General features: G+C 63.7%; 19 protein-coding genes and 4 pseudogenes. 10 read left to right on the forward strand and 13 right to left on the reverse strand.

Translation table 11 applies throughout. The features are described 5' to 3' along the window. Positions 1-145 precede the first annotated feature (145 nt). The 3 genes and pseudogenes from K9U37_RS20215 to K9U37_RS13790 form a co-directional block, all read left to right on the forward strand. Positions 146-292, forward strand: a pseudogene (locus K9U37_RS20215) (N-acetyltransferase); the annotation flags it as partial. Between the two features lie 18 nt (positions 293-310). Beyond that, a complete protein-coding gene (locus K9U37_RS13785; RefSeq protein WP_243073373.1) occupies positions 311-733 on the forward strand; it encodes an acyltransferase in 423 nt (140 codons plus the stop codon). A gap of 214 nt (positions 734-947) precedes the next feature. Then, positions 948-3,044 carry a glycosyltransferase gene (locus K9U37_RS13790; RefSeq protein WP_252393999.1) on the forward strand — a complete coding sequence of 699 codons (2,097 nt, stop codon included), beginning with the start codon at positions 948-950 and terminating at the stop codon, positions 3,042-3,044. Between the two features lie 194 nt (positions 3,045-3,238). On the opposite strand, the gene K9U37_RS13795 is transcribed toward K9U37_RS13790, so the two are convergent. The 3 genes from K9U37_RS13795 to K9U37_RS13805 form a co-directional block, all read right to left on the reverse strand. Further along, positions 3,239-4,528, reverse strand: a complete 1,290-nt coding sequence (locus K9U37_RS13795) for an O-antigen ligase family protein (RefSeq protein WP_243072161.1) — start codon at positions 4,526-4,528, stop codon at positions 3,239-3,241. 264 nt (positions 4,529-4,792) lie between these two features. Continuing rightward, positions 4,793-5,539, reverse strand: a complete 747-nt coding sequence (locus tag K9U37_RS13800) for a hypothetical protein (RefSeq protein WP_243072162.1) — start codon at positions 5,537-5,539, stop codon at positions 4,793-4,795. 288 nt (positions 5,540-5,827) lie between these two features. Further along, a complete protein-coding gene (locus K9U37_RS13805; RefSeq protein ID WP_243072163.1) occupies positions 5,828-7,246 on the reverse strand; it encodes a right-handed parallel beta-helix repeat-containing protein in 1,419 nt (472 codons plus the stop codon). A 538-nt stretch (positions 7,247-7,784) separates the two neighbouring features. Here K9U37_RS13805 and K9U37_RS20555 point away from each other — a divergent pair. Then, positions 7,785-8,099: pseudogene (locus K9U37_RS20555) on the forward strand (ISAzo13-like element transposase-related protein); the annotation flags it as partial. A 14-nt stretch (positions 8,100-8,113) separates the two neighbouring features. Here the strand turns inward: K9U37_RS20555 and K9U37_RS13815 are convergent. The 6 genes from K9U37_RS13815 to K9U37_RS13840 are packed head-to-tail and all read right to left on the reverse strand — an operon-like array spanning position 8,114 to position 15,282. After that, complete coding sequence (locus tag K9U37_RS13815; protein WP_372489571.1) at positions 8,114-9,157, reverse strand: glycosyltransferase family 4 protein; 1,044 nt, start codon at positions 9,155-9,157, stop codon at positions 8,114-8,116. Positions 9,158-9,162: 5 nt separating this feature from the next. Beyond that, entirely contained in the window at positions 9,163-10,425 is a 1,263-nt protein-coding gene (locus K9U37_RS13820; RefSeq protein WP_243072165.1) for a glycosyltransferase, read from the reverse strand. Positions 10,426-10,431: 6 nt separating this feature from the next. Continuing rightward, the gene (locus K9U37_RS13825) at positions 10,432-11,544 is read right to left on the reverse strand and encodes a glycosyltransferase family 4 protein (RefSeq protein ID WP_243072166.1); all 1,113 of its coding nucleotides are present in this window, start codon (positions 11,542-11,544) and stop codon (positions 10,432-10,434) included. Then, positions 11,544-12,467 carry an SDR family oxidoreductase gene (locus tag K9U37_RS13830; RefSeq protein WP_243072167.1) on the reverse strand — a complete coding sequence of 308 codons (924 nt, stop codon included), beginning with the start codon at positions 12,465-12,467 and terminating at the stop codon, positions 11,544-11,546. The genes K9U37_RS13825 and K9U37_RS13830 overlap by 1 nt, the downstream gene beginning before the upstream one ends. Positions 12,468-12,475: 8 nt before the next feature. Continuing rightward, positions 12,476-13,738 (reverse strand): glycosyltransferase family 4 protein, encoded by a 1,263-nt coding sequence (locus K9U37_RS13835; RefSeq protein WP_243072168.1) that lies wholly within the window; start codon positions 13,736-13,738, stop codon positions 12,476-12,478. A gap of 5 nt (positions 13,739-13,743) precedes the next feature. Beyond that, complete coding sequence (locus tag K9U37_RS13840; protein WP_243072169.1) at positions 13,744-15,282, reverse strand: MATE family efflux transporter; 1,539 nt, start codon at positions 15,280-15,282, stop codon at positions 13,744-13,746. 727 nt (positions 15,283-16,009) lie between these two features. On the opposite strand from K9U37_RS13840, the gene rfbA reads away from it, so the two are divergent. The 4 genes and pseudogenes from rfbA to K9U37_RS13860 all read left to right on the forward strand — a co-directional run bounded on the left by rfbA (position 16,010) and on the right by K9U37_RS13860 (position 20,368). Further along, positions 16,010-16,888: a glucose-1-phosphate thymidylyltransferase RfbA gene (gene rfbA, locus K9U37_RS13845; RefSeq protein WP_243073374.1), complete on the forward strand. Its 879-nt coding sequence runs from the start codon at positions 16,010-16,012 to the stop codon at positions 16,886-16,888. Positions 16,889-16,981: 93 nt separating this feature from the next. Next, positions 16,982-18,072: pseudogene (locus K9U37_RS13850) on the forward strand (IS630 family transposase). A gap of 167 nt (positions 18,073-18,239) precedes the next feature. After that, positions 18,240-18,995, forward strand: coding sequence for a transposase family protein (locus tag K9U37_RS13855; RefSeq protein WP_243072170.1), 756 nt, complete (start codon positions 18,240-18,242; stop codon positions 18,993-18,995). Positions 18,996-19,140: 145 nt separating this feature from the next. Further along, positions 19,141-20,368: pseudogene (locus K9U37_RS13860) on the forward strand (IS256 family transposase). Positions 20,369-20,933: 565 nt separating this feature from the next. Here the strand turns inward: K9U37_RS13860 and K9U37_RS13865 are convergent. Both K9U37_RS13865 and K9U37_RS13870 read right to left on the reverse strand, forming a co-directional pair. Continuing rightward, a complete protein-coding gene (locus tag K9U37_RS13865; RefSeq protein WP_243072171.1) occupies positions 20,934-21,203 on the reverse strand; it encodes an SHOCT domain-containing protein in 270 nt (89 codons plus the stop codon). Positions 21,204-21,253: 50 nt separating this feature from the next. Then, positions 21,254-22,810 carry a multicopper oxidase family protein gene (locus K9U37_RS13870; RefSeq protein WP_243072172.1) on the reverse strand — a complete coding sequence of 519 codons (1,557 nt, stop codon included), beginning with the start codon at positions 22,808-22,810 and terminating at the stop codon, positions 21,254-21,256. A 127-nt stretch (positions 22,811-22,937) separates the two neighbouring features. Here K9U37_RS13870 and K9U37_RS13875 point away from each other — a divergent pair, with 127 nt between their 5' ends. Further along, positions 22,938-23,696 carry a response regulator gene (locus K9U37_RS13875; RefSeq protein WP_243072173.1) on the forward strand — a complete coding sequence of 253 codons (759 nt, stop codon included), beginning with the start codon at positions 22,938-22,940 and terminating at the stop codon, positions 23,694-23,696. Positions 23,697-23,716: 20 nt separating this feature from the next. Next, entirely contained in the window at positions 23,717-24,847 is a 1,131-nt protein-coding gene (locus tag K9U37_RS13880) for a sensor histidine kinase (RefSeq protein WP_252394594.1), read from the forward strand. Here K9U37_RS13880 and K9U37_RS13885 read toward each other — a convergent pair. After that, a complete protein-coding gene (locus K9U37_RS13885) occupies positions 24,817-24,987 on the reverse strand; it encodes a copper chaperone (protein WP_243072175.1) in 171 nt (56 codons plus the stop codon). The genes K9U37_RS13880 and K9U37_RS13885 overlap by 31 nt on opposite strands. Further along, positions 24,988-25,695: a DUF305 domain-containing protein gene (locus tag K9U37_RS13890; protein ID WP_243072176.1), complete on the reverse strand. Its 708-nt coding sequence runs from the start codon at positions 25,693-25,695 to the stop codon at positions 24,988-24,990. Positions 25,696-25,713 lie beyond the last annotated feature (18 nt).

Here is a 25,713-nt window from a genome sequence, read left to right on the forward strand (position 1 = left end):
TCGAGTCGGCAGGACATATGAATCTTCGCTAAATCTGCACCAACTCACACGGACACTGTAAAGCCCCTCGGCCGTTCACGCCAACCCTGAGAGTGATAATCTGGCTGCGACCTCGGTAATCCGATGAACTGACGGTGGTGACTATATGACTGAAATAGGGCGTGGCGAGGTCTTCGTGCATCCACACGGACTTTGCGAAAGTTCAGAGATTGGGCGCGGGACCAGGATCTGGGCGTTCGCTCACGTGCTCCATGGCGCAAAGGTTGGCAATGAATGCAACATTTGCAATCACGCCTACGTCGAGAACGGTGTGATCGTCGGCGACCGCGTGACGATCAAGAACCGCGTCCTGCTCTTCGAAGGCGTCACGGTGGAGGACGACGTCTTCCTCGGTCCCGGCGTGATCTTCACGAACGACCTGCATCCTCGCGCCTCCATCAAGCGAAGCGGGGCCGAGTTGAGCACGACGCTCGTTCGACGTGGCGCGACCCTGGGGGCTGGAGTCGTCGTGGTGTGCGGGATATCGATCGGCGAACACGCCTTCGCCGGGGCCGGCTCGGTCCTGACCCGCGACGTCCCTCCGTATGCCTTCGTGGTCGGCAACCCGGGGCGGATCATCGGATGGGCCTGCGAATGCGGTCTGCGCTTGCCCGAGAGCTTGGCATGCCCCTGCGGCCGTGATTACGTCCTCGGGGACATGGGGTTGGCCAGGAGGACGGAACACGTCGTCTGAGGCGGCAGGCGCCCGCCTCCGATCTCGGCGTGGGACACTCGACATAAAATTAGCTAGATTGTCCTCTGCTAGGACATCTCGCTTAACTAACTAACGCTCGCGCTAGTATTCATTTATTATTTCTACCTGGTAGTTCATCGATGGTCGACCTTCGCTGCGTGACGGGTTGCGCATTTTTGGCAATCCTCCTAATATTCCCTACGCCAAGGTGGGGATGCTGGCCGACACCAGATTGGGGAGGGCGACCGCCGTGGAAGTTACATCAGAAGCCAGTCAGCCACGGGGTCCTGTAGAGGGCACCCCGCGCCAAGAGTGTGTCGACAGCCCGTCGGTCAAAGGGCTTGACGAGGGAGTTATCACGCCGAAAGTCAGCGTCTGCATCCCCGTGTACAACAGCGTGGACACGATCGAGCGATGCATCGAAAGTGTTCTCGCGCAGACTTATCCGAATTTCGAATGCCTCGTGATCGACGACCATTCAGTCGACGGGACGGCAGAGGCAGTCGCGGCGTTCACCGATCCGCGCGTCCGACTCGTCCGCAACGACACGAACCTCGGCATGATCGGCAACCACAACAAATGCCTGCGCATCGCTCGCGGAGACCTCATTCAGTTCGTCGGCGGCGATGATTGGCTGCTCCCTCAATGCCTCGAGTCGCTGGTACCGGCCTTTGAGTCGCCGAACGTGGGAATGGCCTTCGCGCGGAGACGCGTCGAGACGACGAACACCTGGTGGAAGGAGCACTACGGAATTCTCGATGGTCCGCTTCAACCACTGTCTCCGGTCAACCAGGGGCGAGATCTCGTCCGGAAATATCTCACCGCGGGCGGAAACGGCAACCCGATCGGCGAACCGACGACGGTGATGTTGCGACGAGAGACCCTCTTCGCGGCCGGGGGCCTCCCCCCAGAAGTGCCGCAGTTGTCCGACATCGACACCTGGCTACGGGTCCTGTGTCGCAGCGAGGCGGCATTCGTCGAGAAGGAACTCTCGGTGCGTTGGCACCACGCGGGTTCAGCGACCGACCAGTTCGCCGGGACGACCACGCTCGACAAGTTGTGGGTCCTCTCAAGCCTCATCCGCTCAGACACGCTGGGCTCGGCACTACGCCTGTGGGCCTTCGCCATCTGGCTGAGAACCCTTGCGGCACTTCCCAAGATGATGCTTCAAACACCTCGCGAACTGAGATCGAAGCGTTTCGGAAGCTTTAAGGCCAATCTGCGATACGTCGGCAAGGGACGCCGTATTCGACTCAAAGAACTCACCCTGACGTCAGGTTCATCGACGCGTGCCGCCGCCTCTAGGAGAACCGCCTTGCCCGAGAACCACACGCGGCCGTCGCAGGGCGTTCACGTCGATCCGACCCTCAACCCGCTGCCCACTCGGGCCTGGCACCCGGACATCGCGGTGGCCCTCGAGAGTCCCGAAATGGCCACCTATCGGTCCGTGCTGACAGTGGGCGATCAGGATGTGCGTACCTCGATACTGCAGGAGCTATCGGAGTACCACGGTTACTCCGCCGACGAATGCTTGAAGCGCTGCCTGCACTGGGAGGATTGGAGCGTCGAGGAGTGGGCCGCCGCTGATCGCTCCACTCCCGAAGGGATCCAAGAGTTCTATCAGTCCGTCCAATCCTGGGCATTCGACCTCATGTGGTACGCGTACCTGCAGTCCACGGGCGACGGCTATCCAGCTTCCGTGATAGCCGCGCGGTTCGCGAGAAACATGGGGACGGGCCGCGACCACCTGGATTTCGGCTCCGGCACGGGGACGACCGCTCAACTGTTCATGCGCCTCGGTTTTCGCACCACGCTGGCCGACATCTCCGACCCGCTGTTGAAGTACGCCGCGTGGCGCATGGAACGGCACGGCGAACTGGCGCCACAGATTCATCTGACGGCCGAGGAACTGCCAACGGATGCTTATGACGTCATCACCGCGCTCGATACGTTGGTACACGTCACCGACTTCGACGCGACGGCCCGTGACCTGCATCGCGCCGTTCGCCGCGGCGGCTACTTGCTCGCGAACTTCGACATCCGCCGGGACGGCGACCATGGCTCGCAGTGGCATCTGTACCACGACATCTACGACATCGAGCATCGCCTCCGTGCCGCCGGCTTCGTCCGCACCCATACTTTCGCTGGCATCACCAGCTGCTACCGCGCAGTGGATCCGACGCGCGCCACCTTCAAGCTGGCAATGGCAGCCGATACCGCCGGCGTGCAGTTGAAGCGCGCAAAGGACCGCAGCCGGGCAAAGCTAGGCGCTGCCCGGAGGAGTCTGCGAAAGATGCTCCGCGGCAGTTGATCCGGTCGCCCACGGCCCGCTCCAGCGGCCTCCGCGACCTGGACGTCAGGGTTGGGCTCGGGTCGAGTGATTGACGCCCGTGGCTTCGGAGAACGCCAGCAGGCAGCTTCGTGCTCGCCGCACCGTGGTGACAGTCGCCCTCGAGCGCCATCACCACCTGGTTCACGCGTGTCCATCGGACACGCTTCAGTCGGTTACTGCCCGAGGCGAGCAGGTTCGGATCGCGACCTGTCCAGGCTCGAGGCATCGCTGCCCGTCGGGCGTGAGATTCGGTATGCCACCGCCGACAACGCGATCAGCACCCACATCAACGTCCAGATCTGCAGGAAGCCGGCCATGTCGAGAAACAGACTCACCACGGTGTACGCGGAGAACGCCGCGGCGATGCCGATGAACAGTTGGGCATGTCGTGCGTCCCCTTGCGGCCCGCGCGCATTCCTGAACGCTCGGAACGCAAGGACGAGCGTCATGCCGACCAGCAGCAGATAGGCGAGTAAACCGAAGACACCCGTTTCGGAGAGCGCCTTGAGGTATTGATCATCCAGCGTCGGCACTCCTGCGCCGGAAGAGCTTCCACCGGCGGCGCGTGCGTACATGCCGAACGGCGTGATGTCGAAGGGCAGAGCGCTCGTCACGGCTGCCCGCTGCGCGACCGAACTGTCGGCGCTGAAGATCGTCACGTACTTGGAGATGAAGGGCACCTGCAACAGGACCGCGGCGGTAACGAGCCCACCGCCTACCGCGAACACGGCCAGCGTTCGACGAATCGGCCAGTAACACGCCATGACGGCGAGTCCGATCACCAACCCGACTGCACCCGAACGGGAGAGAGTGACGGCGACGCCGGCCACGATGACGGCCGAAGCCACGGCCCAGGGCCACCAACGCTTACCTTCGGCCCGCAGGCTGAGTGTCACGGCGAGCGCCAAGAGGAAGATCACCGTTAGCACACATGCGAGTTCCAGTGGGTGAGAGGCACTTCCCTGCGCCCGGATCATGCCCCCGCGAAATACGTCATCGACCGTGAACGGGATGCCCGCCCCATCGACGAGCCCAGGAATGCGCAGCTGGACACCGTCCGCATTGCCGGTGAGACTCGTCAGGAGCGCCAGCGTCGCGCTCACGACGCCACCGGCAACCAATCCCCTGATGACTCGCAGCAACCCGTCATATCCGTGAATGATGCTCAGAAAGAAGGGGACGACCAACACGAGAAGAACTTGAGCGACGAAGATCGGATCGGTGTTGGGTGCCTGCGCCGGACGCGTCATCTGGGCGCCATAGGCCACGATCACACTCAGTGCATAGATCGTCAGAATCGGGCCTAGCGCTGCCACCCGGTACCCGGACCGTTGCCCCATCAGACGGGTGAGCACCCACAAGCCCGCCCCTGCAATCAAAATGAAGCGCGCCGGGCTGAGACCCAATGGAACGAGCGGAAGTAAGTCCGTCTGCCGCAACGCGATCAGCAGGAATGCGGCCACCGTCAATATCCACGAACCTACTTCGGTTCGGGGTGAGCGAACCTCTGGCGGCAGCACGTCGACCGTACCGCCCGCATGTCCCGTCGTCATCTTGGTAATCCCTTGCAGCCGAGCGCGAATCGTATGGAGCGGCGTCGCTCCACGAGTGCTGCGCCATACTTCGAACACAACGGTGACAGGAAGCCGACGATGAAGAACACGGCCATCCCGACATGCCACGGATTCACGCCATGCGATGAACTGATCATGGTTTCATCTGTGCGCTCACTCCGACCAGCCAGCTGACTCCTGGACGTAGTGTCCGTTCCTCACCAGCTGGCGAGTGCTCTCTTCGAGCGGCGGGTGGGCGTCTTCTGCAAGCGGGTGAGCGATTTTTTCCTGGGGCTCGTCCTGGCGCTCTTGCGCAGCACCCTTGTCATCGAGATCGCCTGTCCTGGAACGACGTCGACGATCAAGGATGGCGTCGACACCCCACGACAAGAGCAGACCGGCGATCAGCGCGGCCGCAGCGAAGCTGGCTGAAGCACGTACCTGCTGCTTGCCGACGCCCGACGACGTGTCCTGCGGAGGCACGATCTCCTGCAGCTTTGCCATGTTCGTCGGTTCACCGACCGTTGCGTCGATCTGCAACTGGTTGAGTATCTGGCCTGCCTTGATGGCCAACCTCTGCGCCCCGGCATGTGCGCTCTGCTCGTCAGGACCCGTCACGTCGAACTGAATCACGGAGGTGGGCTCGGGAAACCGCAGATTGTCCCGCAGGTTGGTCACCGAGTAACCGGTCGCGCCGGCGCCCTCGACGAAGGCCGCGGCGTCGCTGGACTGGAGCGCAACCACCAAGGTGCTTGCCAACTGGGTGGTTCGGTCGGTGAGGTTCAGCATCGGGTTCGGCACGGATGCGTCTTCGAGGTACCAGGGCGGAACCACCAAGACGGACATCTGGCTCTGGGCCTCGCCGTTAGTGCTCTGAAATCCCGCATATCCTGCAACGGCAGCGAAGGCGATGATGATCACCAATACGATCGGTCGCCGTATCAGTCGTCGCCACAACGTATTGAGACTCATGGCTCTCCTGTGCGTTTTGGGCCGAAATGACGTGTTTCATGACAGACGATAACACGTCGTGCTGCCGACAGCTAGTTTGCTGGAATCGCATGAGCAACGACACAGTGGTGATTTGAGCCGAACGCGGGCCGGTTCGCGGGCCATGGGATGCCCAATAGGTTCGTGACAGCGCCAGGACGCCGCTCACACGGATTGCCGGCGCACCGGAAAGATGGTGTTCACTCCCCCGCGGGAAGGTCAGGGCCGGCTCGAGACCTCGAACGTCGATCCTGTTTCCGTCTTGTTCGCCACCGCCCAAGCGGCAGCGTCGTCGATCGTGTAAGGCTGCCCGTTCTGCATCAACGTGCCCGCCGCGAGCTGGACGTCATTGTCGGAGAACACCCATCCGGCAGGATGTGGCGCCGCAGGGGCGTGATAGACGTAAGAACCCTGTGCACCGCGCACGCGATTCTTCGTCAGCACGATGTCCGCCGGAAGGTCCCAGCCATAGGAGATGAACTGCGCTCGGTTCTCCTGGTCCGGCCGGGCAGGGCCGCCCCATCCGCCTCCGCCCTCCACGAAGTCGTTGTCATCGATCAGGATCTGGTGCAGGCCGCCGCCGGGCTCTTCGGTCCAGAATTCGATGTTGTGCGAGTTGTCGTGAAAGTAGTTCCGAGTCACTCGAACGTTGGTGGTCGTGCCGGATCCTTGACACGTGAAGGCCGAGTCGTAGACGTCGTGAACCTCGTTTCCCTGCACCAGCCAATCCGCGCAGGAGTCGAGGCATTCAATGCCATTGCCATACCGGACTTTGTCGTCGGCGTAGCCGATCAGGTACGAGCCGCCGATGTGATGGATGTAGTTGTCGAGCACGCGCACGTTCACGATCGGGTCGTCTTCGCCACGGATGGCATGGCCACCGCAGTCTCTCATCTCGATCCCGTCGATCTCGGTGTTGGAGTGCAGTCGAATCAGGACGGAGTCGGGAGCGGCCCGTAGATCGGGTGCCAACGCAGAGGGGTTGCCTGTCGACTGCACGTACAGATAGGTGTCGTCGTCGTCGTAGAAATCCCACGGCGCCCGAAGGTCGGCAAGTGCCTTCTTCTTCGCCGCGTGGATGGTGGTTCCGGTAGCCAGGAAGCCGACGTTCGTCCCTACTTCGGCCCACCCACCGTGCGCCGTTGGATCGTTGAGGTTGATCCGCCAGACGTTCGGTGCCGTCATCGTCCACGCGGCAGAGTTGTTCAGGATTTTCGCGCTGGTGATGACGGGCATCGCGCCTTCGCCGTACGCGCCGATCACCCACCGCCGAGAACCCTCCGGCGTGGGGACCCGATCGATGATCCCGAAGTACTCCCCACCGCGCTGGAACAGCAGCTGGTCACCGGCTACGTACGTCTGAGCCATCGCCCTGGCGATTGTGCGCCACGGCTTGTCGAGAGTGCCGGGATTGCTGTCGTCGCCATGGGGTGAGATGTGGAACGCCGTGTGGCCGGGAGGTGGGACCGGTGGCGGCAACGGAGCCGGGGCGGCGTTGCGGGTGGGTTGGGTGCCGTGCTGCGTGGTGTGGGCTCCGAAGATCGCGAGTCCTGCGAAGAGGACGACGACGATGACGACACCGAAACCGAAACGGAGGCTACGCAGGCGGCGTCGCGGCGGCCGTAAGTGCTCGGGCATGGAATTCGATCGAGCTCCGGTTGGTGGTGCTGTCAGGAGGCTGCATGACGTAAAGCCAACGCACCCACGTATTCACGCAGTCACCTACATCATGGCGCAGAATCCGTCGGGATGCGGACGCCTGGGATCACCTGACAGAAACCGCTAACTACGGGCTCGCGCAGTAATTGATTAGGTTTTTGTGTTGGGTTCGTCCACACTTGTGGTAGGACGCTGCCTGATGTGGACTCCGATCCGGTCGCCGCCCGTTTGTTGTTGATCCGCCCGCATCTGGATGGGCGGGCGTGGCGGTTGTTGCTCGGCGCGGAGGCCAAGGTGCGGGGTCGGGGCGGGATCAAGGTGGTCGCTGCGGCCGCTGCGGTGCATCCGGATACCGTGGCGGCCGGTGTGCGTGAGCTGGAGTCCGGCGAGCCGATTCCGGGGCGGGTGCGCCGGCCGGGTGCGGGGCGCCCGCCGATGGCGGTGACCGACCCCGATCTGGTTGCCGCGCTGGAGGCGCTGGTGGATCCGGTCTCGCGGGGCGATCCGGAGTCGCCGCCACCTGCCGCCGGGCACCTCCAAATGGAATCGGATCGAACACCGGCTGTTCTCCGCGATCAGCCGCAACTGGCGCGGACGACCCCTGGAATCCCACGAGGTAGTCATCGAAACTCTCAGGGCGACAACCACATCCACCGGACTGACCGTGAACGCGGTGCTCGACGCCGGCACCTACGCCCGTGGAATCAAGATCACCGACAAGCAGATCGCGGCCCTCGAAGCCACCCAACTGCACCGTCACGAGTTCCACGGCGACTGGAACTACACGCTCACAGCCGACCACATTGCGACACGCCCAACAGAACCCACCTAATTACTGCGCGCCCCCTAAGCCACGGGGGCGTGAGCGGTGACGTCCTCGAAGATCTCGAGAAGCCGCCTGGCGGCGACGGGCGAGTCGTAGTGGTTCCGGTAGTGCTCTTGCGCCACCTTGCCCTGGAGAACCGCTTCCTCGGGATCGGCGAGGGTGTCCATCGCGCGGGAAAGCTCCTCGACGTCGTCTATTCCGGTGACACTTGCCCCGTGCGGCTGATATTCAGGCAGCGCTCCAGCGTTGGATGCCAGCGTCGGAACGCCCAATTGCATCGCCAACACCTGAACTCCACTCTGCGACGCACTGCGATAGTGCGCGATCGACCCCTTCGCCCGCGCAAGCTGCTGGAGGACTTCTCGGTATTGGAACTCCGACTGCTGCCACCGCACGTGCTTCGGTAGCGGACCGGTGAGGTCCCCGCTTCCAAGCAACACCAACTCGTCGCCCTGCCAGGCGGGGCCGCGGGTGTGGGCGTCCCAGGCGGCGAACACCACGTCGTGATTCTTGTAGGGCTGCTGCCTACCGATCAGGAGAAAGTTCTTCCGGTCCTCGGCGGGGACGAAGGCCGGCATCATCGCCGGGGCAAGATCACTGATGAGGGGCGCGACGTAGAGGGGTTTTTGTGCCCGTTCCTGCGCGCGTAGGCTTTCGGCGACGTAATTACTAAAAACTATGGTTGCGTCGGCTTTTTCATCCCAGCGATCGAAGAACATCCGGTTCCACCACGGGGCGACGTGAGTGGCGTCGTGCGGCTTGTCGTCATGCACCATCCGAATACGCGGAGCGAGTCCCGCGAGCAAACGCCATCTGGGGTCGCGGAACATCTCGGTCACCACGACGTCTGGTTGAAAGCGCTGTGCGGCACGGTATGCCTCGATGAAGGGCAGCCAGCCGGACCAGGGAATCGGGCGACCGAGAAGCACGGTCTCATACGAGCGAGCCTCATCGGACTCGAAGTGAAGGTTCGAGGTCACCAGCATGACTTCGGCGCCGAGCGACTGAAGGTTCTCGGCATGTATCCGCGCTATGGGCCGCAGCCATGGAGCCAACAGGAGGATCCGCATCAGATACTTTCCAGGTCAAGGTTCGGGACGGTTACTTCCGGGTTGAGCCCATCCGGGTGACCCGCGGGCTCAACGGATTCGATGCGTAGGTTGCGCCGACGGAACCGAAACAACCGGGCGGCCGCTCGTTCCCTCTTCGTCGTTCCGGTGACGAGCGCCGTCGACCCGTCGCCCGGCCACGTCCGCGGCCACCACCATGGCCTCCGCAGCAAGCGGATCGTAGGTGGCAATTCACGCGGCAACGCGCCAAGCCTCCGAAGCGACACGACTGTGACGGCGTGACCTTCCCGCGCCAACGCCGAAGCGCGGGAGACGAGTTGGGAGGCTGACAACGACTTCGGACCGTCGACGATGATCACCACGTCGGACGGCGATCGGTTCAGATCACCTCGCCGAAGGGCGCGTTTCGCGCCGTCGATTCCGTAGATGCCCGCGATGTAGAGTTCTGCCGTCCGCACTCCGTAGCGGTATTCGATCTGCAACGCGATGCTGGCATGAACGAGGTCCGATGAGCGTGTCGACGCCATCGTGTCACCGGCGACCGTGCCCTGCGCAGAGTGACGAACGCCGCTCTCGTTCTCCAGGCGCACCCGCCAACCCGCAGCTATGGCGCGAGTCTGCCAGTCGGCCTCCTCGCCGTACAGAAAGAACTCGCAGTCGAACGGGCCCAACGAATCCCACGCCTCCCGGCGGATCGCCAGACATGCGCCCGTCAGGTATCCCTCTACGTCCCCTGGCTGCGACCAATAGAGATTGGACAGCCACGTGCCGCGCAGGCGCTCGGCGGCGACGGCCATCTCGCCGAGGGCATTGAAAACGGTTCGGCGACGGTGCGCGACGTCCCACGGTTGGTGCGTGCGCGACAGGACCTTCGATGGCCCGCGGCCGCCCTCGTCAGCCCAGATCATCGGCGCCGCGGCAGCCGTGCCCCGTTCGCCGATCGCGGCGCGTGTCAGCGACAGCGGTCCGACGAGCTCGGCATCCGGGTTCAACAGCAGGAAGTCTCGGCCCGAGACCACTGCCGCGAGGTTGTTGACCGCGGCCGCGAACCCGATGTTCTCACCGTTTAGATACCAGTGCGCGTTCGTCATCCGGGATGCGAGACGGCGGACGTCGGAACTTTCCGGTCCCGAGTTGTCCCATACGTGAACCTCGAGTTCCGGCAAGTACCGTTCCACCGACTCGATGCAGCGTTCCAGCTTGTCGGCCGAGCGGTACGCTACGATGAGGACCGCCAGGGGGTGAGGACGCGAGTCAGCCACTACCCGTCACCGACCAAAGACTTCAACGTGCTTGTCGACCACGGTGTCCCAGCTGAAGTTCTTGGCCACGTGGCGCGAACCATCGGCGGCACGTTGCGCCAGATCTGCGGGAGCATCCAAGGTCCACTTCAACTTCGCCGTCAGGTCGACGACGTCACCCATGCCGAAATAGGTTCCGCATCCGGCGATTCCATAGTGATTTTGGGGAATGTCACTGCACACGATGGGCGCACCGACGTAAGCGGCCTCTAGAATCACCGGGGAGAGCCCTTCGATGGCAGATGGCTGCACGTAGGCATACGAGTTGCGCATCAGGGCATGCACCTCTGAGCCGTAGAGGAATCCGGCGAAGACGACTCGCGGATCTTCGGTCTCCCTGAGCTGCTCCTCGTAGGCCGACCCGTTCGGCGATCCACCGACGAGCACCAGCTTCTTGTCGGTGTCGAGTGCTTCGAACGCAGGCAGGAGCCAGTGCAGGCCCTTGTCGGGAATGAAACGCCCCACGAAGAGGAAGTAATCTCCTCGTTCGAGACCTAGCCGTTGGAGCACCCTCTCGGCGTCTTCGTCGTACTTGACGTCGGCGCCAAAAGGGATGAAGTCGTACTTCTTCTTGAACCGTGTCTCGAAAGCCTCACGCGCGTAGATGTTGTCGAAGATCACCGCATTGTGGACATGGGCGGTCAGCAGCGAGGACAACCACAGGAAGACCTTCGCGTACCAAGACCACTTGTCTCGCTGCCAGTCGAGACCGTCCTGGCTCACGAACGTCTTCTTCCCGAAGAGTCGCAACACCGCCCCGAAGATGCTGTTGCCACCGTTCTGAATGTGCACCACGTCGGCCCGGTTGTGCCTGATGATGTCCCAGGTGACCTTCGCCGAGTGCAGGATGGTGTCGAAGCCACTGCGACTCGTCGTGCGGAAGGTGATCACGTCGACGCCCTGGGTGTAATGGGGGTCAGCGACCTCCACGCCGGGATAGCGACGGCTATAGGCGGTCACCTTGTGCCCACGAGCGGCCAGGCGAGGCAGTAACTCCATCGCGAACTTGTCGGCGCCCGCGCTACCCGCGCTGGGCGGATAGCTGCGGAAGCCGAACGCAGCGATGCGCAGCGGATGCATCAACTCACCTTGAGCCGCAGCTGGAATGCCGGTGCGAAGTCTTCCGCGAATTCGGCGTAGTAATCGGTGATGTAGTCGCGCAGCGCGATTCGCCAATCGCGCATCTGGTTGAGACCGCGCAGGTTGAGCTTGTTGTTGACCAGTCGTTCACACGGCGGCCGCGGCGCGAAGTAATCCTTGGCGAAGAAGTCCGAACCCACGGCCCTGACCTCGACTTGGTCTTCGAGGCCAAGAATGTCGACGAGTTCTTGCGCGACCTCGAAGCGTCCCGTCTCACCACCGCACACCATGTTGTACAAGCCGTAGAACTCCGTGCCGACCAAGGTCTCGAGATTGCGAGCGAAATCCACTGTGTAGGTGGGTGTCCCGAGCTTGTCATCGACCACGTTGAGGACCGTGGCACCGGCCGCGAGCTGGTTCATCAGCTTCGAGATGAACTTCTTGTCCTTACCGGGCCCGCCACCCATCATCCAACCGGCGCGGCAGATGAAGTGTTTGTCCACCCGCCGTTGGACCAGGATCTCGCCAAGATGCTTGCTGCGGGCGTAGACCCCGAGCGGTGCCGGCGCATCCCAATCATCGTACAACTGCTTCTCGCCGTCGAAGATGCCCGCCGTCGAGATGTACACCAGCGGGATGCCGTGAGCGTTGGCCAACGTCGCCGCATGCTCTACCGACAGCGTGTTGGTCCGATAGGCGTCGTCTGGATTCTGTTCGCAATATTCGAGATTGGTGTTGGCGCCCAAGTGCAACAGCATGTCCGGCCTGAACTCCTCCACGGAAGTCTTGTATGCCTCGAAGTCCCGGAAGTCACACGGATCGAGCCACGGCACATTCAGATCGATGTCCGTGCACTTGAGCTCGTGGCGCTCCGAGAGAACGCGATGCATCGCTTCTCCAAGCATTCCGCCGCTGCCGGCCACATAGATTCTCATTTGTCCCTCTCTTGACTGGCCAATCCCGTTGATGACGTCTTGACACCAAGGCTCGAATACAGGGCGAGCATCGCGTTCGCATAGCCCTCTGGGTTGAAACGCTGTTCGACGAGCGCGCGCGCCGCCCGCCCCGCCTGCGCGACTCGGGAGTCCGGCATCGTCTGAACCATGCTGAGCAACTGCGTTAGGCCCGCAATGTCCTTGCTGGCGAAGGTCCAGCCGTTTTCCGACTCGTCGATGGTTTCCGCGATGCCTCCGATACGGGCACCGATCAACGGCTTTCCGAGCGCAAAACTCTCGAGCGCACTCAACGGCGCGTTCTCATACCATTCCGACGGCAACACGACTGCGCGCGCCCCACGGACCAGAGCATGCAGAGCCTCGCCGGTTTGGAACCCGAGAAACTGGGTGTCGCCGTGTAATTCGCCCTGGAGAGCCTGCAACTCGGCTTCCATCGGTCCGGAGCCGGCGATCTTCAGCTTCACGCCGGCCAGCCTGGCTGCCCGCATCAAGGTTGCGATGCCCTTCTCCGGCGCGAGTCGACCGAAGTAGAGGAAATAGTCCCCCGGCTCGAAACTCGGCGTGAAGCGAGACGCGTCAACGTAATTCGGGACGTAGGTGAACTGCTCGCGCGGCCAGCCCCATTCGACGAACATCTCGAGGTAGAACCGGCTCGGCACCACGACCTTGGTCACATGCTTGCGGTAGGTCTGCATCGAGCGTTGCAAGCCGCTCTCCGCCGCCACGATCACGCTGGCCGTCAGCGAATCTCGGACGCAGCGATTGCGAATCACGTTCAGCACCGAGCCATCCCGGCAGCGCTCGCACACCCCGGTGCGGTTGAACATCTTGTAATTGGGGCAAGCGATCTTGAGGTCGTGCGCGGTCATCACGACCGGTATGCCTGCCCCGGTCAGCACCGGCAGGATCGACGGTGAATGGTGGTGGTAGATGCCGTGCAAGTGCGCGACGTCAGGTTCGAAGTCGCGCAGCAGACTGCGCAGCTTTCGTTGCGCCTCGAAGGAATACACCGACTTCGTGGCCATCGAGAGCTTTTGAGTCAACGAGTAGGCCTGGCCGAACTCCAGCTCATCGATGAAGTAGCGACTCCACGGGGTCGGAAGATTCTCGGGGTGGTGCATCGAGAAGAAGCCATTTCGCCAGCCCAGGCCCTCCATGAGCGCGGCGTGGTCCAGATAGACCCCGTCAGAGCCGCCCCGGCGATAGTGGTAGTTGTTGATGCTGAGCAATGAAGGCATGCGTGTCACCGACCGGCTTCATGGCGCGGGGCGTCGGCGACCAGGTTCGATGCCAGCCCGATCTCGCTGGCGGGCATTGAGATTTCGGCGCTCGGCGCGTTGCCCCGGATTCGCATCACGAACGCTTGGACGGGGAGGCGCGGCAGATAGTCGAGCTTCGTCCCGAGGGCGATGTAGACGACGCAGAAGACCACGCTGGAGGCCAGGAACGGCGCGATTGCGTCAGCACGCGAGTCGGGTGCCGCCACCAGGTTGATCGGTAACGCCACCGCAGTGGCGAGGAGCGCTAGCCCGAATGGTCCAGCAACGGCGCGGGCGAAGGTCTTCAGCGAGATACCGACCCGCGATTGCAGGAACCACACTCCGAACAGGTTGCCGAGGGGGATCCAGCAGGCGTAGGCGGCGACGAGGCCGTTGAACCCGAAGAAGATGGCGCACGGAACGGCTAGGACGACGGAGACGACGGCATAGACCACACCCTCCAACCCCGCGAGGTCGGGTCGTCCGATGGCATACAAGGTGGCGGCACAGACACCGGCGGCCACGTTCACCGAGATGCCGAACGCGAGAGCGCTGGCGACGATTACCGCCGACGTGTGGCCTCCGCCGAGCCACAACGGCACGGCAGATACGGCCGTCGCACCGAGAAGGAAGGGCAGGAATATCGCGACTGCCGCGTTTCGACGAGTGAGCCGCGAGAACTGTTCGCGGATGCCGTCCATCCCCGCCGTTGCGTACGCTCTGGTGAGATGCGTGTTGATGGCGACGGAGACGGCGCCGCCAAAGGCCTGAACACCCTGTATCAGACGGATTCCGAGTTCGTAGGCACCGGCGGCCGCAGGCCCGATCACGATGCCGGCGATCAGCTTGCCGGATTGGTACAGCACGACGTCCGCGGCACCGGCCACCTGGCTGTGCACACCAAAGACCACGATCTCCTTGGCGAGGTCAATCCTCGGTCGGCCGATGGTGATTCGACCTTCATCGCGGTAGATCACGATGGCGACCACGCACAGTCCAACGACTGCTCCAGAAGCGGTTCCGACCGCAAAACTACGCAGCGTGCCCTCGACGGCGAGCGCGATGACGCCACCCACCAGCTGCGAGGCCCCCAGTAGGGCCAGTCCGACGTTCGGCGGAAGCTGCCGACCTCGTCCGAACGACGCGGCAGCCAGTACTCGCGCCACCAGACCGCACGTGAGGATGCACACCGAGCACAGCAGGAGGAAGCGGGTCAATGCCGAATCACCGGTGTGCAAGACGGTTTGGGCGAGATCCGCGCCGAAGAAGGCGATGAGACCCAGCACCGTGCCGAGCCCCAGTGCGAGCGTGACGCAGATGCCGACGGCCGCACGATCCTTCTCGGTCTCTCCGCGGGCGTGAAACAGGGCCACGAAACGCAGCGCCGCTCGAGCCGCCCCCATGTCCAGCAGGGCTGCATACTGCGCCATCGCACCCGTCATCGCCCAGATACCGAAGGCTTGTAGCCCGAGCTGGCTGACGACGTAGGGCGTCGCAAGCAGATTCAGGCCGTAGCTGGCCAACAGAGGCAAGATCTGCGACGTCGCACCGACTCGGAGGGATTGAATCTTTCCGGGTTCGCGCTGGCTGTCCGAACTCGTCGGGGCCGAGGAGTCTGTCGAATCCCTGATCATTGACGTCCCGTCCCGCCATCGATGGAGCCCTGCCTAGCTATCGCGCGATGATTCACCAAATTCTCTGTCACCTTGCTCGATTGCTTGGCCGCTTCGTAGGCCGCCGACACGCCTCCCACGCAGATCTGCTGGCGCACGTGCCGTTCTGTGAGTGATCTCATACCCCCGGCACCTCCCCCGACTTTCGACTCTGCGCGAAGGGGATTCCGCCTGCGCGTGTCCACTGTCCGCATAGTATGCGGGAGTTTGCCCATATCAGCAAGTGCTGGCATCTCAAGCACACCAGCCATGGTGTTGTACTGCTCATATGCAAATTCTAGCGGTTTTAGCAACCTTCATGATTGTGTACTAACACCACGCATGGACGTATTTGTTCGAGATGACATGATCGAGTCAGGCAACTCTCCAAGCGCTCGCGGTGATCACTGCCCAACTGGGCTCGACGGCAACCGGCGATTCCCGGGCCGTCCTCCAGGCGCGGCAGCCTAGGAGGAGTCCCTGCTTCTCGCCCGAGGTGTGTTCTTAAGACGCCGGAAAATAGCCTTGCCATACATCGGCAAACGATATTTTGGGCTTCTGCTGGCATTCGCCGCTCATACAAGTCACACTTGCCCCCATGCGCGGAATCATTCTGGCCGGGGGGACCGGCTCACGACTGCACCCGATCACCGTCGGAACGAGCAAACAGCTGTTGCCGGTCTACGACAAGCCGATGATCTACTACCCGCTGTCGACGCTGATCCTCGCCGGCATTCGCGACATCCTCGTCATCACCACTCCGGGTGATGCGACGGCCTTCCGCCGACTGTTGGGGGACGGCTCCCAGTTCGGCATCTCGATCACGTACGCCGTGCAGTCGGTACCCGACGGATTAGCGCGGGCCTTCACCATCGGTCGAGACCACATTGGGACTGAGAACGTAGCACTGGCGCTGGGCGACAACATCTTCCACGGCGCGGGCTTGGGAACACAGCTCGACCGATTCAGCCACTTCAGCGGCGGAACGATCTTCGCCTACCGGGTGGCAGATCCCACGGCATACGGCGTCGTCGAGTTCGATGAGCAAGGCCGTGCCGTGTCCCTCGAAGAAAAGCCCAAGCGGCCCAAGTCCCAATTTGCGGTTCCTGGTCTGTACTTCTACGACAACAATGTGGTCGACATTGCCGCCTCCATCAAACCGTCCGATCGCGGCGAGTATGAGATCACCGACGTGAACCGGGCATACCTGGACGACGGATTGTTGTCGGTCGAGGTGTTGCCGCGCGGCACTGCGTGGCTCGACACGGGGACGTTCGATTCACTGCTCGATGCCGGCGCCTATGTCCGGACCATCGAACAACGGCAGGGCTTGAAGGTCGGCGTGCCGGAAGAGTCGGCGTGGCGGCGCGGCTTCATCACTGACGACGAGCTGCGAGAGCGCGGCGAACTACTCTTCAAGTCGGGGTATGGGGCTTATTTTCTCGCGCTTCTCGACGAGATCCCGGAGCCCAGCTAGTGTCCTGCGCCTGAAGTTCGTTACATAATTGTAATGGATATGGACCGGAGGGGTTCCGCGGTGAATCAGGTTGTGCTGTGCGATGATTCGCTTATGGCGGCACGCGGGAGACCAATGGCGGAGCTGGTGTTGAGCGACGAGGAGCGCCAGACGCTGACGCGGTGGGCGCGGCGGCGCAAGTCCTCGCAGGCGCTGGCGTTGCGGTCGCGGATCGTGCTGGGCTGCGCGGATGGGCTGTCGAACAAGGAGGTCGCGGCCCGGGAGCGGGTATCGCAGCCGACAGTCGGGAAGTGGCGGCGCCGGTTCGTCGAGGCGCGGTTGGACGGGCTGGTCGATGACCCGCGGCCGGGCCGGCCGGCGTCGGTGACCGCTGAGCAGGTCGAGGACGTGGTGGTGGCCACCTTGGAATCGGTCCCCGCCCACGCCACGCACTGGTCGCGCACATCGATGGCCGAACGCGCCGGGCTGTCGAAGTCCACCATTGGGCGGATCTGGAAGGCCTTCGAGCTGCAGCCCCATCGCAGCGAGCACTTCAAGCTGTCCAACGACCCGCTGTTCGTGGAGAAGGTCTATGACATTGTCGGGCTCTACCTCGACCCGCCCGAGGCCGCGGTGGTGTTGTCGGTGGACGAGAAGTCCCAGATCCAGGCCCTGGCCCGCAGCCAACCGGCGTTCCCGATGATGCCGGGCATGCCCGAGAAACGCACCCACGACTACGTCCGGCACGGCACCACCAGCCTGTTCGCCGCCTTCGACATCGGCGAGGGCACCGTGATCTCTTCGCTGCACCGCCGCCACCGCGCGATCGAATTCCGCAGGTTCCTCGCCAAGATCGACACCGAGGTCCCCGACCATCTCGACATCCACCTGGTCTGCGACAACTACGGCACGCACAAGGCGCCCACCGTGCACACCTGGCTCGACCGCCACCCCCGCTTCCACATGCACTTCACGCCCACCTATTCCAGCTGGATCAACCGGTGGAACGGTGGTTCGCCGAACTCACCCGACAACTCCTCGAACGCGGCGACCACCACAGCGTGCAGGCCCTCGAACGCGACATCCGCACCTGGGTCGCCGCCTGGAACGAGAACCCGAAACCATTCATCTGGACCAAGACCGCCGAGCAGATCCTCAAATCACTCGGACTATTAATGAAACGAATTACTGGCGCGGGACACTAGTCTTCCGGGTTGTCTCTGCCGCAAAGGCGTCAGTGAGGTTTTCTCACTTGGGGCGTGTGAGGTTGGTGTGACTGGAGTTTCCGGCGTGTCGTGAGAGCAAGACGTGGGGTCCCTGCTCAAGGATCGGTTTCGACCAAGAAAGCCGTTCCGCTGCAAGAGGACCCCACGTGTTCACCTACCCTGCCAGTTGCGACGTCCCCGAGGAAACCCTGCTTCAGGTGACCGCGCTGCTGCACGCGCACCGGCGCGAGATCGGCACCCGCGCCGGGCGACGCGCGGGCACGGTGCGCACGCAGGCCAAACTGGTGCTGCGCTGGTTCCGCGACGACGCCCCGATCCGGCTGCTGGCCTTCGAGCCCGCGCTGGCGATCTCCACCTGCTACCGGTACCTGCACGAGGCGATCGACGTGATCGCCGAACAGGCACCCGACCTGCACGACGTGCTCGACCGGGCAAAGGGGCAGGGCTGGTCGCATCTGACGCTGGACGGGACGCTGATCGAGATCGACCGGGTCAACGAGCGCACCGACGAGGGCCATCACCTGTGGTACTCGGGCAAGCACAAGACCCAGGGCGGCAACGTGCAGATCCTCGCCGACCCGGGCGGGTTCCCGGTGTGGTCGAGCGAGGTCGAACCAGGCAGCATGCACGACATCACCGCTGCCCGCGCCCACTGTCTGGGCGCGCTGTACAAGGCCGCCGCCGACGGTCTGCCGACCCTGACCGACAAGGGCTACCGAAGGGCCGGGATCGGGGTGCACAGCCCGATCAAAGGCCGTCACCTCGATGTCGCCAATCGCAGCTACAACACGCTGCTCACCGCGATTCGGGCAATCGGGGAACGCGCCAATGCCGAACTCAAGCAACGCTGGCGGTGTCTTCGGCGAATCAGACTGTGCCCAACCAGAATCGGACAGGGGTAAGTCCCCTGAGGTGGTGGGGTTTCGGGACTGAGGCGGACGGCCGGGGTGTGTGCCCGGGCGTGTCGTTGCCGGTGTTGGGGTGGGCCATCGTGTAGTGGTCAGTGAGTTACCGATGAAAGTGACTCATGAAAGGACCATCTACGCGATGACCCAGGACCATTCTGCCTTGCTCGCCCAGCTCGACGCGCTGAAGTCCGCTGATGCCGGCGCGGTGTTCGCCGAGCTGATCCGGGCCGGGCTGCAGGCGTTGATCGAGGCCGAGGCCACCGAGGCGATCGGCGCCGGCCGGTATCAACGCACCGGCGGGCGCGGCACGCACCGCAACGGGCACCGACCCAAGACGGTGTCGACCACCGCCGGCGATATCGAGGTGCAGATCCCCAAGCTGCGCGCGGGGTCGTTCTTCCCGTCGCTGCTGGAGCGGCGCCGCCGCATCGACCGCGCGTTGCATGCAGTGATCATGGAGGCCTACGTGCACGGGGTGTCGACCCGCAGTGTCGATGACCTGGTCGCGATGGGGGTGGAGTCCGGGATCTCCAAGTCGGAGGTCTCGCGGATCTGCGCGGGCCTGGACGCCGAGATCGAGGCGTTTCGCACCCGTAGCTTGGCTCACACGCAGTTTCCGTAGGTGTTCTGCGACGCGACCTTTTGCAAGGTGCGGGTGGGTGCGCATGTGGTGTCTTAGGCGCTGGTGGTGGCTACCGGGGTGTCGATCGACGGTACCCGTAGGTGCTGGGCACCGCGGTCGGTGACAGCGAGTCCTATGAGTTCTGGCGTGAGTTTCTGGCGTCGCTGAAAGCGCGTGGCCTCTCGGGGTGCATCTGGTCATTTCTGATGCCCACGCCGGATTGAAAGCTGCTGTGGCACAACAGTTCACCGGATCGTCGTGGCAGCGGTGCCGGGTGCATTTCATGCGTAACCTGCACACCGCAGTGTCCGCGAAGCATGCCCCGGCGGTGACGGCGGCGGTCAAGACGATCTTCGCTCACACCGACCCCGAAGAGGTCGCCGCCCAATGGGACCGCGTCGCTGACACCCTGGCGGGCAGCTTCCCGAAAGTGGCCGACATGATGGCCCAGGCCAAGGCCGACGTGCTGGCCTTCACGGCGTTCCCGACGGCGCATTGGCAGATCTGGTCGAACAATCCCATCGAACGCTTGAACAAGGAAATCAAGCGTCGGGCCGACGTCGTGGAGATCTTCCCCAACCCCGCGGCGTTCCTGCGCCTGGCCACCGCGGTGGTCATCGAAGCCCATGACGAATGGCAGGTCACCCGCCGCTACCTCTCCGATGTTTCCATGGACGAACTGCGCGCCGTCATCGCCATGAAACACGCCGCCGCGGCACTTGCCAAACAACACCAAATCGCATAGCGTTCAACATGACTCGTTGATCACAACGCGTGAACCACGCCAGATCCGAAGTCCACCAAACCATGGGACGCTATCTCGGACAGATCGTTCCTGCCGCAATCGTCCTACCAACTCTCCAGAGGGGAAACTACTGAGAAAACCTCAATAACTGGTGCGAGTTGCATCAGATAAACGGTGCTCGCACCCCGGGAGCTACCCGAGCGCTGTCGTTTTGCAGTTGATCTCCGACTTTTCACTAGGTCGCCGGACCCGCGCAGTTGATTTTCCAGTCATCCGGCCCACCAGGCTGCGCGGCCTGCGATGCTTCGTAGCTTGTTGCGCAAGTGCAGCCCCACGCCACATAGCGCGCGCCCATTTTCGCCAATATGACGTATTGACACTGCGAGGTCCCCAGAGATCGTGGCGCCAGACCGAGCGAGGTCGTATGTCACTCCTGCCGACGCGGGAGTGCCGGCTGTGTCGCTGGTGGAGAGTACCGCGAAGTGTGGTCGGCGTAGGTCCCGCAGAACCTTCGCGCAGGTCAGCGTCGTCATGGGTCGCAGAACCTCCCCTGTTCCCTCAGGGGTTAACGGGGCGTGGCGCCGCGGAGGACGGCCAGCCGATGTTGGTATTCGGCTTCGTCGATCTCCCCGCGGGCGAATCGCGCGGCCAGCACTTGCTCCGGTGATTCGGTGTACGGCGGGAGCTGCGGAATCGATCGAGTCTGAGCGCTACCGGTGCTGGACCGGATCAGGGCGACGATCGCGACGATGATGAGGGCCCAGAACAAGACCATTCCAATGACCATGCCTGCGTATCCCCATCCGCTCATGTCGTGGTCGGACCAGAACATCATGGGAACTTCTCCTTCCTTAACCGGTTCACTGAACTGCGGCTGAGCTGGTGTCAGCCGGTGTAGTTCAGGGTGGTCATCATTCCGGCATCCATGTGATAGCCGTTGTGGCAGTGCAGCATCCAGATACCGGGATTGTCGGCGACGAGCCTGACGGTCACGGTCTGCATGGGTTTGACGATGACGGTGTCCTTGCGCGGCCCGGCGCTGCCGTCGGGTTTGATGACCTGGTAGGTGTGGCCGTGCAGATGCATCGGGTGCCACATCATGGTCTGGTTGGTGAAGGTCAGGGTGGCGTGCTGGCCCTGATGGACGGTCAACGGGACGGTCCGATCATAGGGCCGGCCGTTGATCATCCAGTCGTAGTGCATCATCGTGCCCGACAGGTGCGCCTGCAGCGCGATGTCGCTGTTGGTGGGTAACTGGACTTCCGTTGTGGCAGTGAAGGTGTCGACGGTGCCGACCCGGCCGGTCAGTTGCGGGGGCCGGAAGGCGGCGTCGGGTGCGCTACCGGCACCAGTCGACAGCAGCGCGCGGGCGACGGCATTCTTGCCCTCGGCCGAGGCAACCAACGCGAACACCCCGTCGCCGGCGGTCACCATCACGTCGTAGCGCTCCCCCATGCCCAGCAGCACGGCATCGACGTCGGTGGGCACGACCGGGAAGCCATCGGTGTGGGTGACCGTCATGCGGTGCCCGGCCAGTGCGACCCGGAAGGCGGTGTCGGCGGCGGCGTTGATGATGCGAATCCGGATGCGCTGCCCGGGTTTCGCGGTGAACGTCGTCGCCGCGGCGGGGATCCGGCCGTTGATGAGGTAGTACGGGTAGCTGACGTCGCCGCCGTCTCCCCCGAGCAGATCACTGGCGCCGGCACCACCGACACCCGGCATCGACCCCATCCCGCCCCTGCCGGGCATCTGCCCCATGCCTCCCATGCCGGGCATCCCGGGCATGGAGCCGCCGCCCATGCCCATCGACCGCAATCCCTTGACGATCTCCTCAGGACTGGTTCCGACTCCGGAAGTCCAATCGTCGAGCATCACGATCCACTCGGCGTCGTAGCGGCCCGCCTCGGCCGGGTCGTCGATGATGACCGGCACGTAGAGGCCGTAATCGGTGTCCAGCCCGGTGTGCGGATGGGCCCAGTAGGTTCCCGGATACGGCGAGCTGAACCGATACGTAAAACTCGAACCCGATTCGATGTTGGGGGTCGCCGGTGACGCACCGTCCATATCGTTGCGCACGGCGATGCCATGCCAGTGCACCGACGATGCGTGATCCAGTCCGTTGTCGACGGTCACCGCGATCTCGTCACCCACATCGGCCCGGATCAGCGGACCGGGAAGCTGATCGTTGTAGGCCAGGGTGCGCGCTTTGGTCCCGCCGAGGTCGAGGTCGGCCGCCCCGGGTGCCAGCCGGGCGGTGACCGTCTTCCCGGTATGCGGGCGGGCGGCCTCCGCGGCGGCGATGGCACCGGCTTGGTTGGCGACCGTCGGGGCGGTACTGGTGACAGAACGCCCGCACGCTACAAGCGCCGCTCCGCCGAGAATGCTCGCGGCCAGAAATCCGCGCCGCGTCATCGCTGCCGCTGCAAGGGTTTGTCGACTCATCACCGATCCCGTCGTCTCAGAGATTGCTCTTCCACAATGCGCTGCACCCTCCGGGGGTTTGGTGTTGGTTTTGTGAAGATTCGCTCAAGCGCGCGGACGAGTGCCGTGGGACGGCACGATGAAAGTTATGGACGCCGACTCGAAGGCATCAGCAGACAGCGCCAATCCCAAATACCGCGCCCTGGTGGTCGATGACGAGGCACCGCTGGCAGAGGTCGTCGCCAGCTACTTGAAGCGGGAGCACTTCGAGGTGACGCAGTGTCACAGCGGAACCGACGCGGTGACCCTGGCGCGACAGGTAGACCCGGATGTCGTTGTGCTCGATCTGGGCCTACCGGGGCTGGACGGCGTGGAGGTGTGCCGCCAACTGCGGACGTTCTCCGACGCGTACGTGGTGATGCTGACCGCCCGCGATACCGAGGTGGACACGATCGTCGGCTTGTCGGTCGGCGCAGACGACTACATCACCAAACCGTTCAGTCCACGGGAGCTGGTCGCGCGGATCCGTGCCATGCTGCGCCGGCCGCGGGCCGTCGGCGCGCCGACGTCTCCTGCCAGCGGGGTGGCCACCGACGTCCTGCCACCACGGGTATTCGGCCCGCTGTCCGTCGACGTCGCGAGTCGGCAGGTGTTTGTCGACGAGGAGCCAATTCCCTTGACACGCACAGAATTCGACATCCTGGCCGCCCTGTCGTCGCGGCCGGGCGTGGTGTGGAGCCGCACTCAGCTCATTGACACGGTGTGGGGCGAACCGTGGGTGGGCAACGACCACCTCGTCGACGTCCACGTCGGCCACGTTCGGCGCAAACTGGGCGACGACCCAGCCAACCCAAGGTTCATCTACACCGTCCGCGGTGTCGGCTACCGGATGGGGACTGGACAGTGAGTGCATCGAGCGGCTTCGGGATGCGCCGCCGGCTTTTGCTCGCCCAGACACTGGTGCTTCTCGCGGGTGGGGTCACCACCTGGGTGGTGGCGTCGGTGGTCGGACCGCCGTTGTTCCGGGAACACCTGCACAGAGCTGGCGTCGCCCACGACTCCAACGACCAGTTCCACGCCGAGCAGGCGTACCAGCATGCCACCGCGCTGTCCATTGCGGTCGCGATCACGGTGGCCGCCCTGACGGCGTTCATCGTCACCGCTATCTTGAGCCGGCGCCTGCAGCACTCGATCACCGAAGTCGCTGCGGCCGCGTCGGCCGTGGCCGAGGGACATTACGACATCCGCGTTGCCTCGCCCCGGCTCGGCGACGAGGTCGATGAGCTGGCGACGGCGTTCAACCGAATGGCTGAACGGCTCCAAGCCGTGGAATCGACCCGCCGCCAGTTGTTCGGTGACCTTGCCCACGAGATCCGCACGCCCGTGGCGGTGTTGGGAGCCTATTTGGAAGCCGTGGAAGACGGCGTGAAGCCCCTCGACCAGCCGACCATCGTGATGCTGCGCGAGCAGGCCGGTCGATTGGTGCGCTTCTCCGCCGACGCCGCCGCTCTCGCCCAGGCCGAAGAGGCCCAGGCCGCCATCACCCCGGGGTGGGTGGACGCGGGAGAGGTCGCGAGAACAGCCAGCGCCGCGATAGCCGATCGCTATGCCGCCAAGAACGTCACCCTCAGCACCCGCATCGGCGGCGCGGTCCGCCTGTGGGCAGATCGGCAACGGCTGGCGCAGGTGTTGGGAAACCTACTCGATAACGCGCTGCGCCATACCGCGGCCGGCGGTCAGGTCACCCTGGCGGTCACCCAGGTCGCCGGCGAGGTTGTGTTCACCGTCGCCGACGACGGTGATGGCATCGCGGCTGGGCATCTCCCCCACATCTTCGAGCGCTTCTATCGCGCCGACTCCGCCCGCGACCGTGGGCGGGGAGGCTCCGGCATCGGTCTGGCCATCGTCAAGGCGCTCACCGAGGCCCACGGCGGCCACATCAGTGTGGCCAGCCGCGGGCCGGGTCAGGGAACCACGTTCATCGTCGCGGTGCCGATCCTTGGGCCGGCAGCGGCGCGCGATTACGGTCAGCGCGTCGGCGCCCCGACTAATTGGTAACCGGCGCGCTCGACCGCGTCGCGCGCCGAGTTCTGCGGCAGGTCAGCGAAGCTGGTCACGGTGACCGCTGAATCGCCCTGCGGGACAACGTCGACTGTCACGCTGGTGACAGTGTCCAGCGTCTGGAGTTCGGCAGTCACCTACAGTGAGCTGAGGATCTGGTTCATGGTGTCGATCTCCTTCTGCTGGCTGCTGGCGATCGACTTGGCCAGCGCGACAGCGTCAGGGAACTGGCCGTTCTTGATCTCGTTCTGCGCCATAGTGATTGCGCCCTGGTGGTGCTTGATCATCTGGGTCAAGAACAACTTGCTGGCCTCGACCCCCCGGGCGTTCTGCAGCGCATCCATATCGGCCTGCGACATCATCCCCTCCATACCGGGCATCATCGAGCCGCTCGGCATGGTCGTGGGTGATGCGGTAGCGGTGTCGGAGCCGCGCATGCCACCGTGATCCGACGGCGCGTTCCCCGGCGTCTCGCCCATCCCGGGCATCCCGTTCATTCCCGGCATGCCGGCCATGCCCCACTGATTCAGCCAGCCTTGCATCTGCTCGATCTCCGGGCCTTGGGCGGCCTTGATTTGCTTGGCCAAGTCCACCACCCGCGGGTCGATGCCCTGCTTGGCCAGAATCATGTCGCTCATCTGAACCGCCTGCTGATGATGCGGGATCATCATGCGCGCGAACTGCATGTCGGCCTGGTTATGCGCGACCGCCGGCGCCGTCGACGACGTCTGGGCCGGCGACGAAGCCGACGTCGCCTCTTTGGTCGCCGAGTTGCTACACGCCCCGAGGGCGGCCACCGCGGCCAGCGCAGCCACCCCGGTCACCACAGTCCTTGTCTTGTTCACAACAGTTCCTTTCGCGGA

Source organism: Candidatus Mycolicibacterium alkanivorans, assembly GCF_022760805.1.
Classification (GTDB): domain Bacteria; phylum Actinomycetota; class Actinomycetes; order Mycobacteriales; family Mycobacteriaceae; genus Mycobacterium; species Mycobacterium alkanivorans.

Coding starts and splice junctions, on each gene's coding strand:
- K9U37_RS13825 (WP_243072166.1), bottom strand. CDS start 11,544: ATGCATCCGCTGCGCATCGCTGCGTTCGGCTTCCGCAGCTATCCGCCC.
- K9U37_RS13835 (WP_243072168.1), bottom strand. CDS start 13,738: ATGCCTTCATTGCTCAGCATCAACAACTACCACTATCGCCGGGGCGGC.
- K9U37_RS13790 (WP_252393999.1), top strand. CDS start 948: ATGCTGGCCGACACCAGATTGGGGAGGGCGACCGCCGTGGAAGTTACA.
- K9U37_RS13875 (WP_243072173.1), top strand. CDS start 22,938: ATGGACGCCGACTCGAAGGCATCAGCAGACAGCGCCAATCCCAAATAC.
- K9U37_RS13865 (WP_243072171.1), bottom strand. CDS start 21,203: ATGATGTTCTGGTCCGACCACGACATGAGCGGATGGGGATACGCAGGC.
- rfbA (WP_243073374.1), top strand. CDS start 16,010: ATGCGCGGAATCATTCTGGCCGGGGGGACCGGCTCACGACTGCACCCG.
- K9U37_RS13870 (WP_243072172.1), bottom strand. CDS start 22,810: ATGAGTCGACAAACCCTTGCAGCGGCAGCGATGACGCGGCGCGGATTT.
- K9U37_RS13880 (WP_252394594.1), top strand. CDS start 23,717: ATGCGCCGCCGGCTTTTGCTCGCCCAGACACTGGTGCTTCTCGCGGGT.
- K9U37_RS13805 (WP_243072163.1), bottom strand. CDS start 7,246: ATGCCCGAGCACTTACGGCCGCCGCGACGCCGCCTGCGTAGCCTCCGT.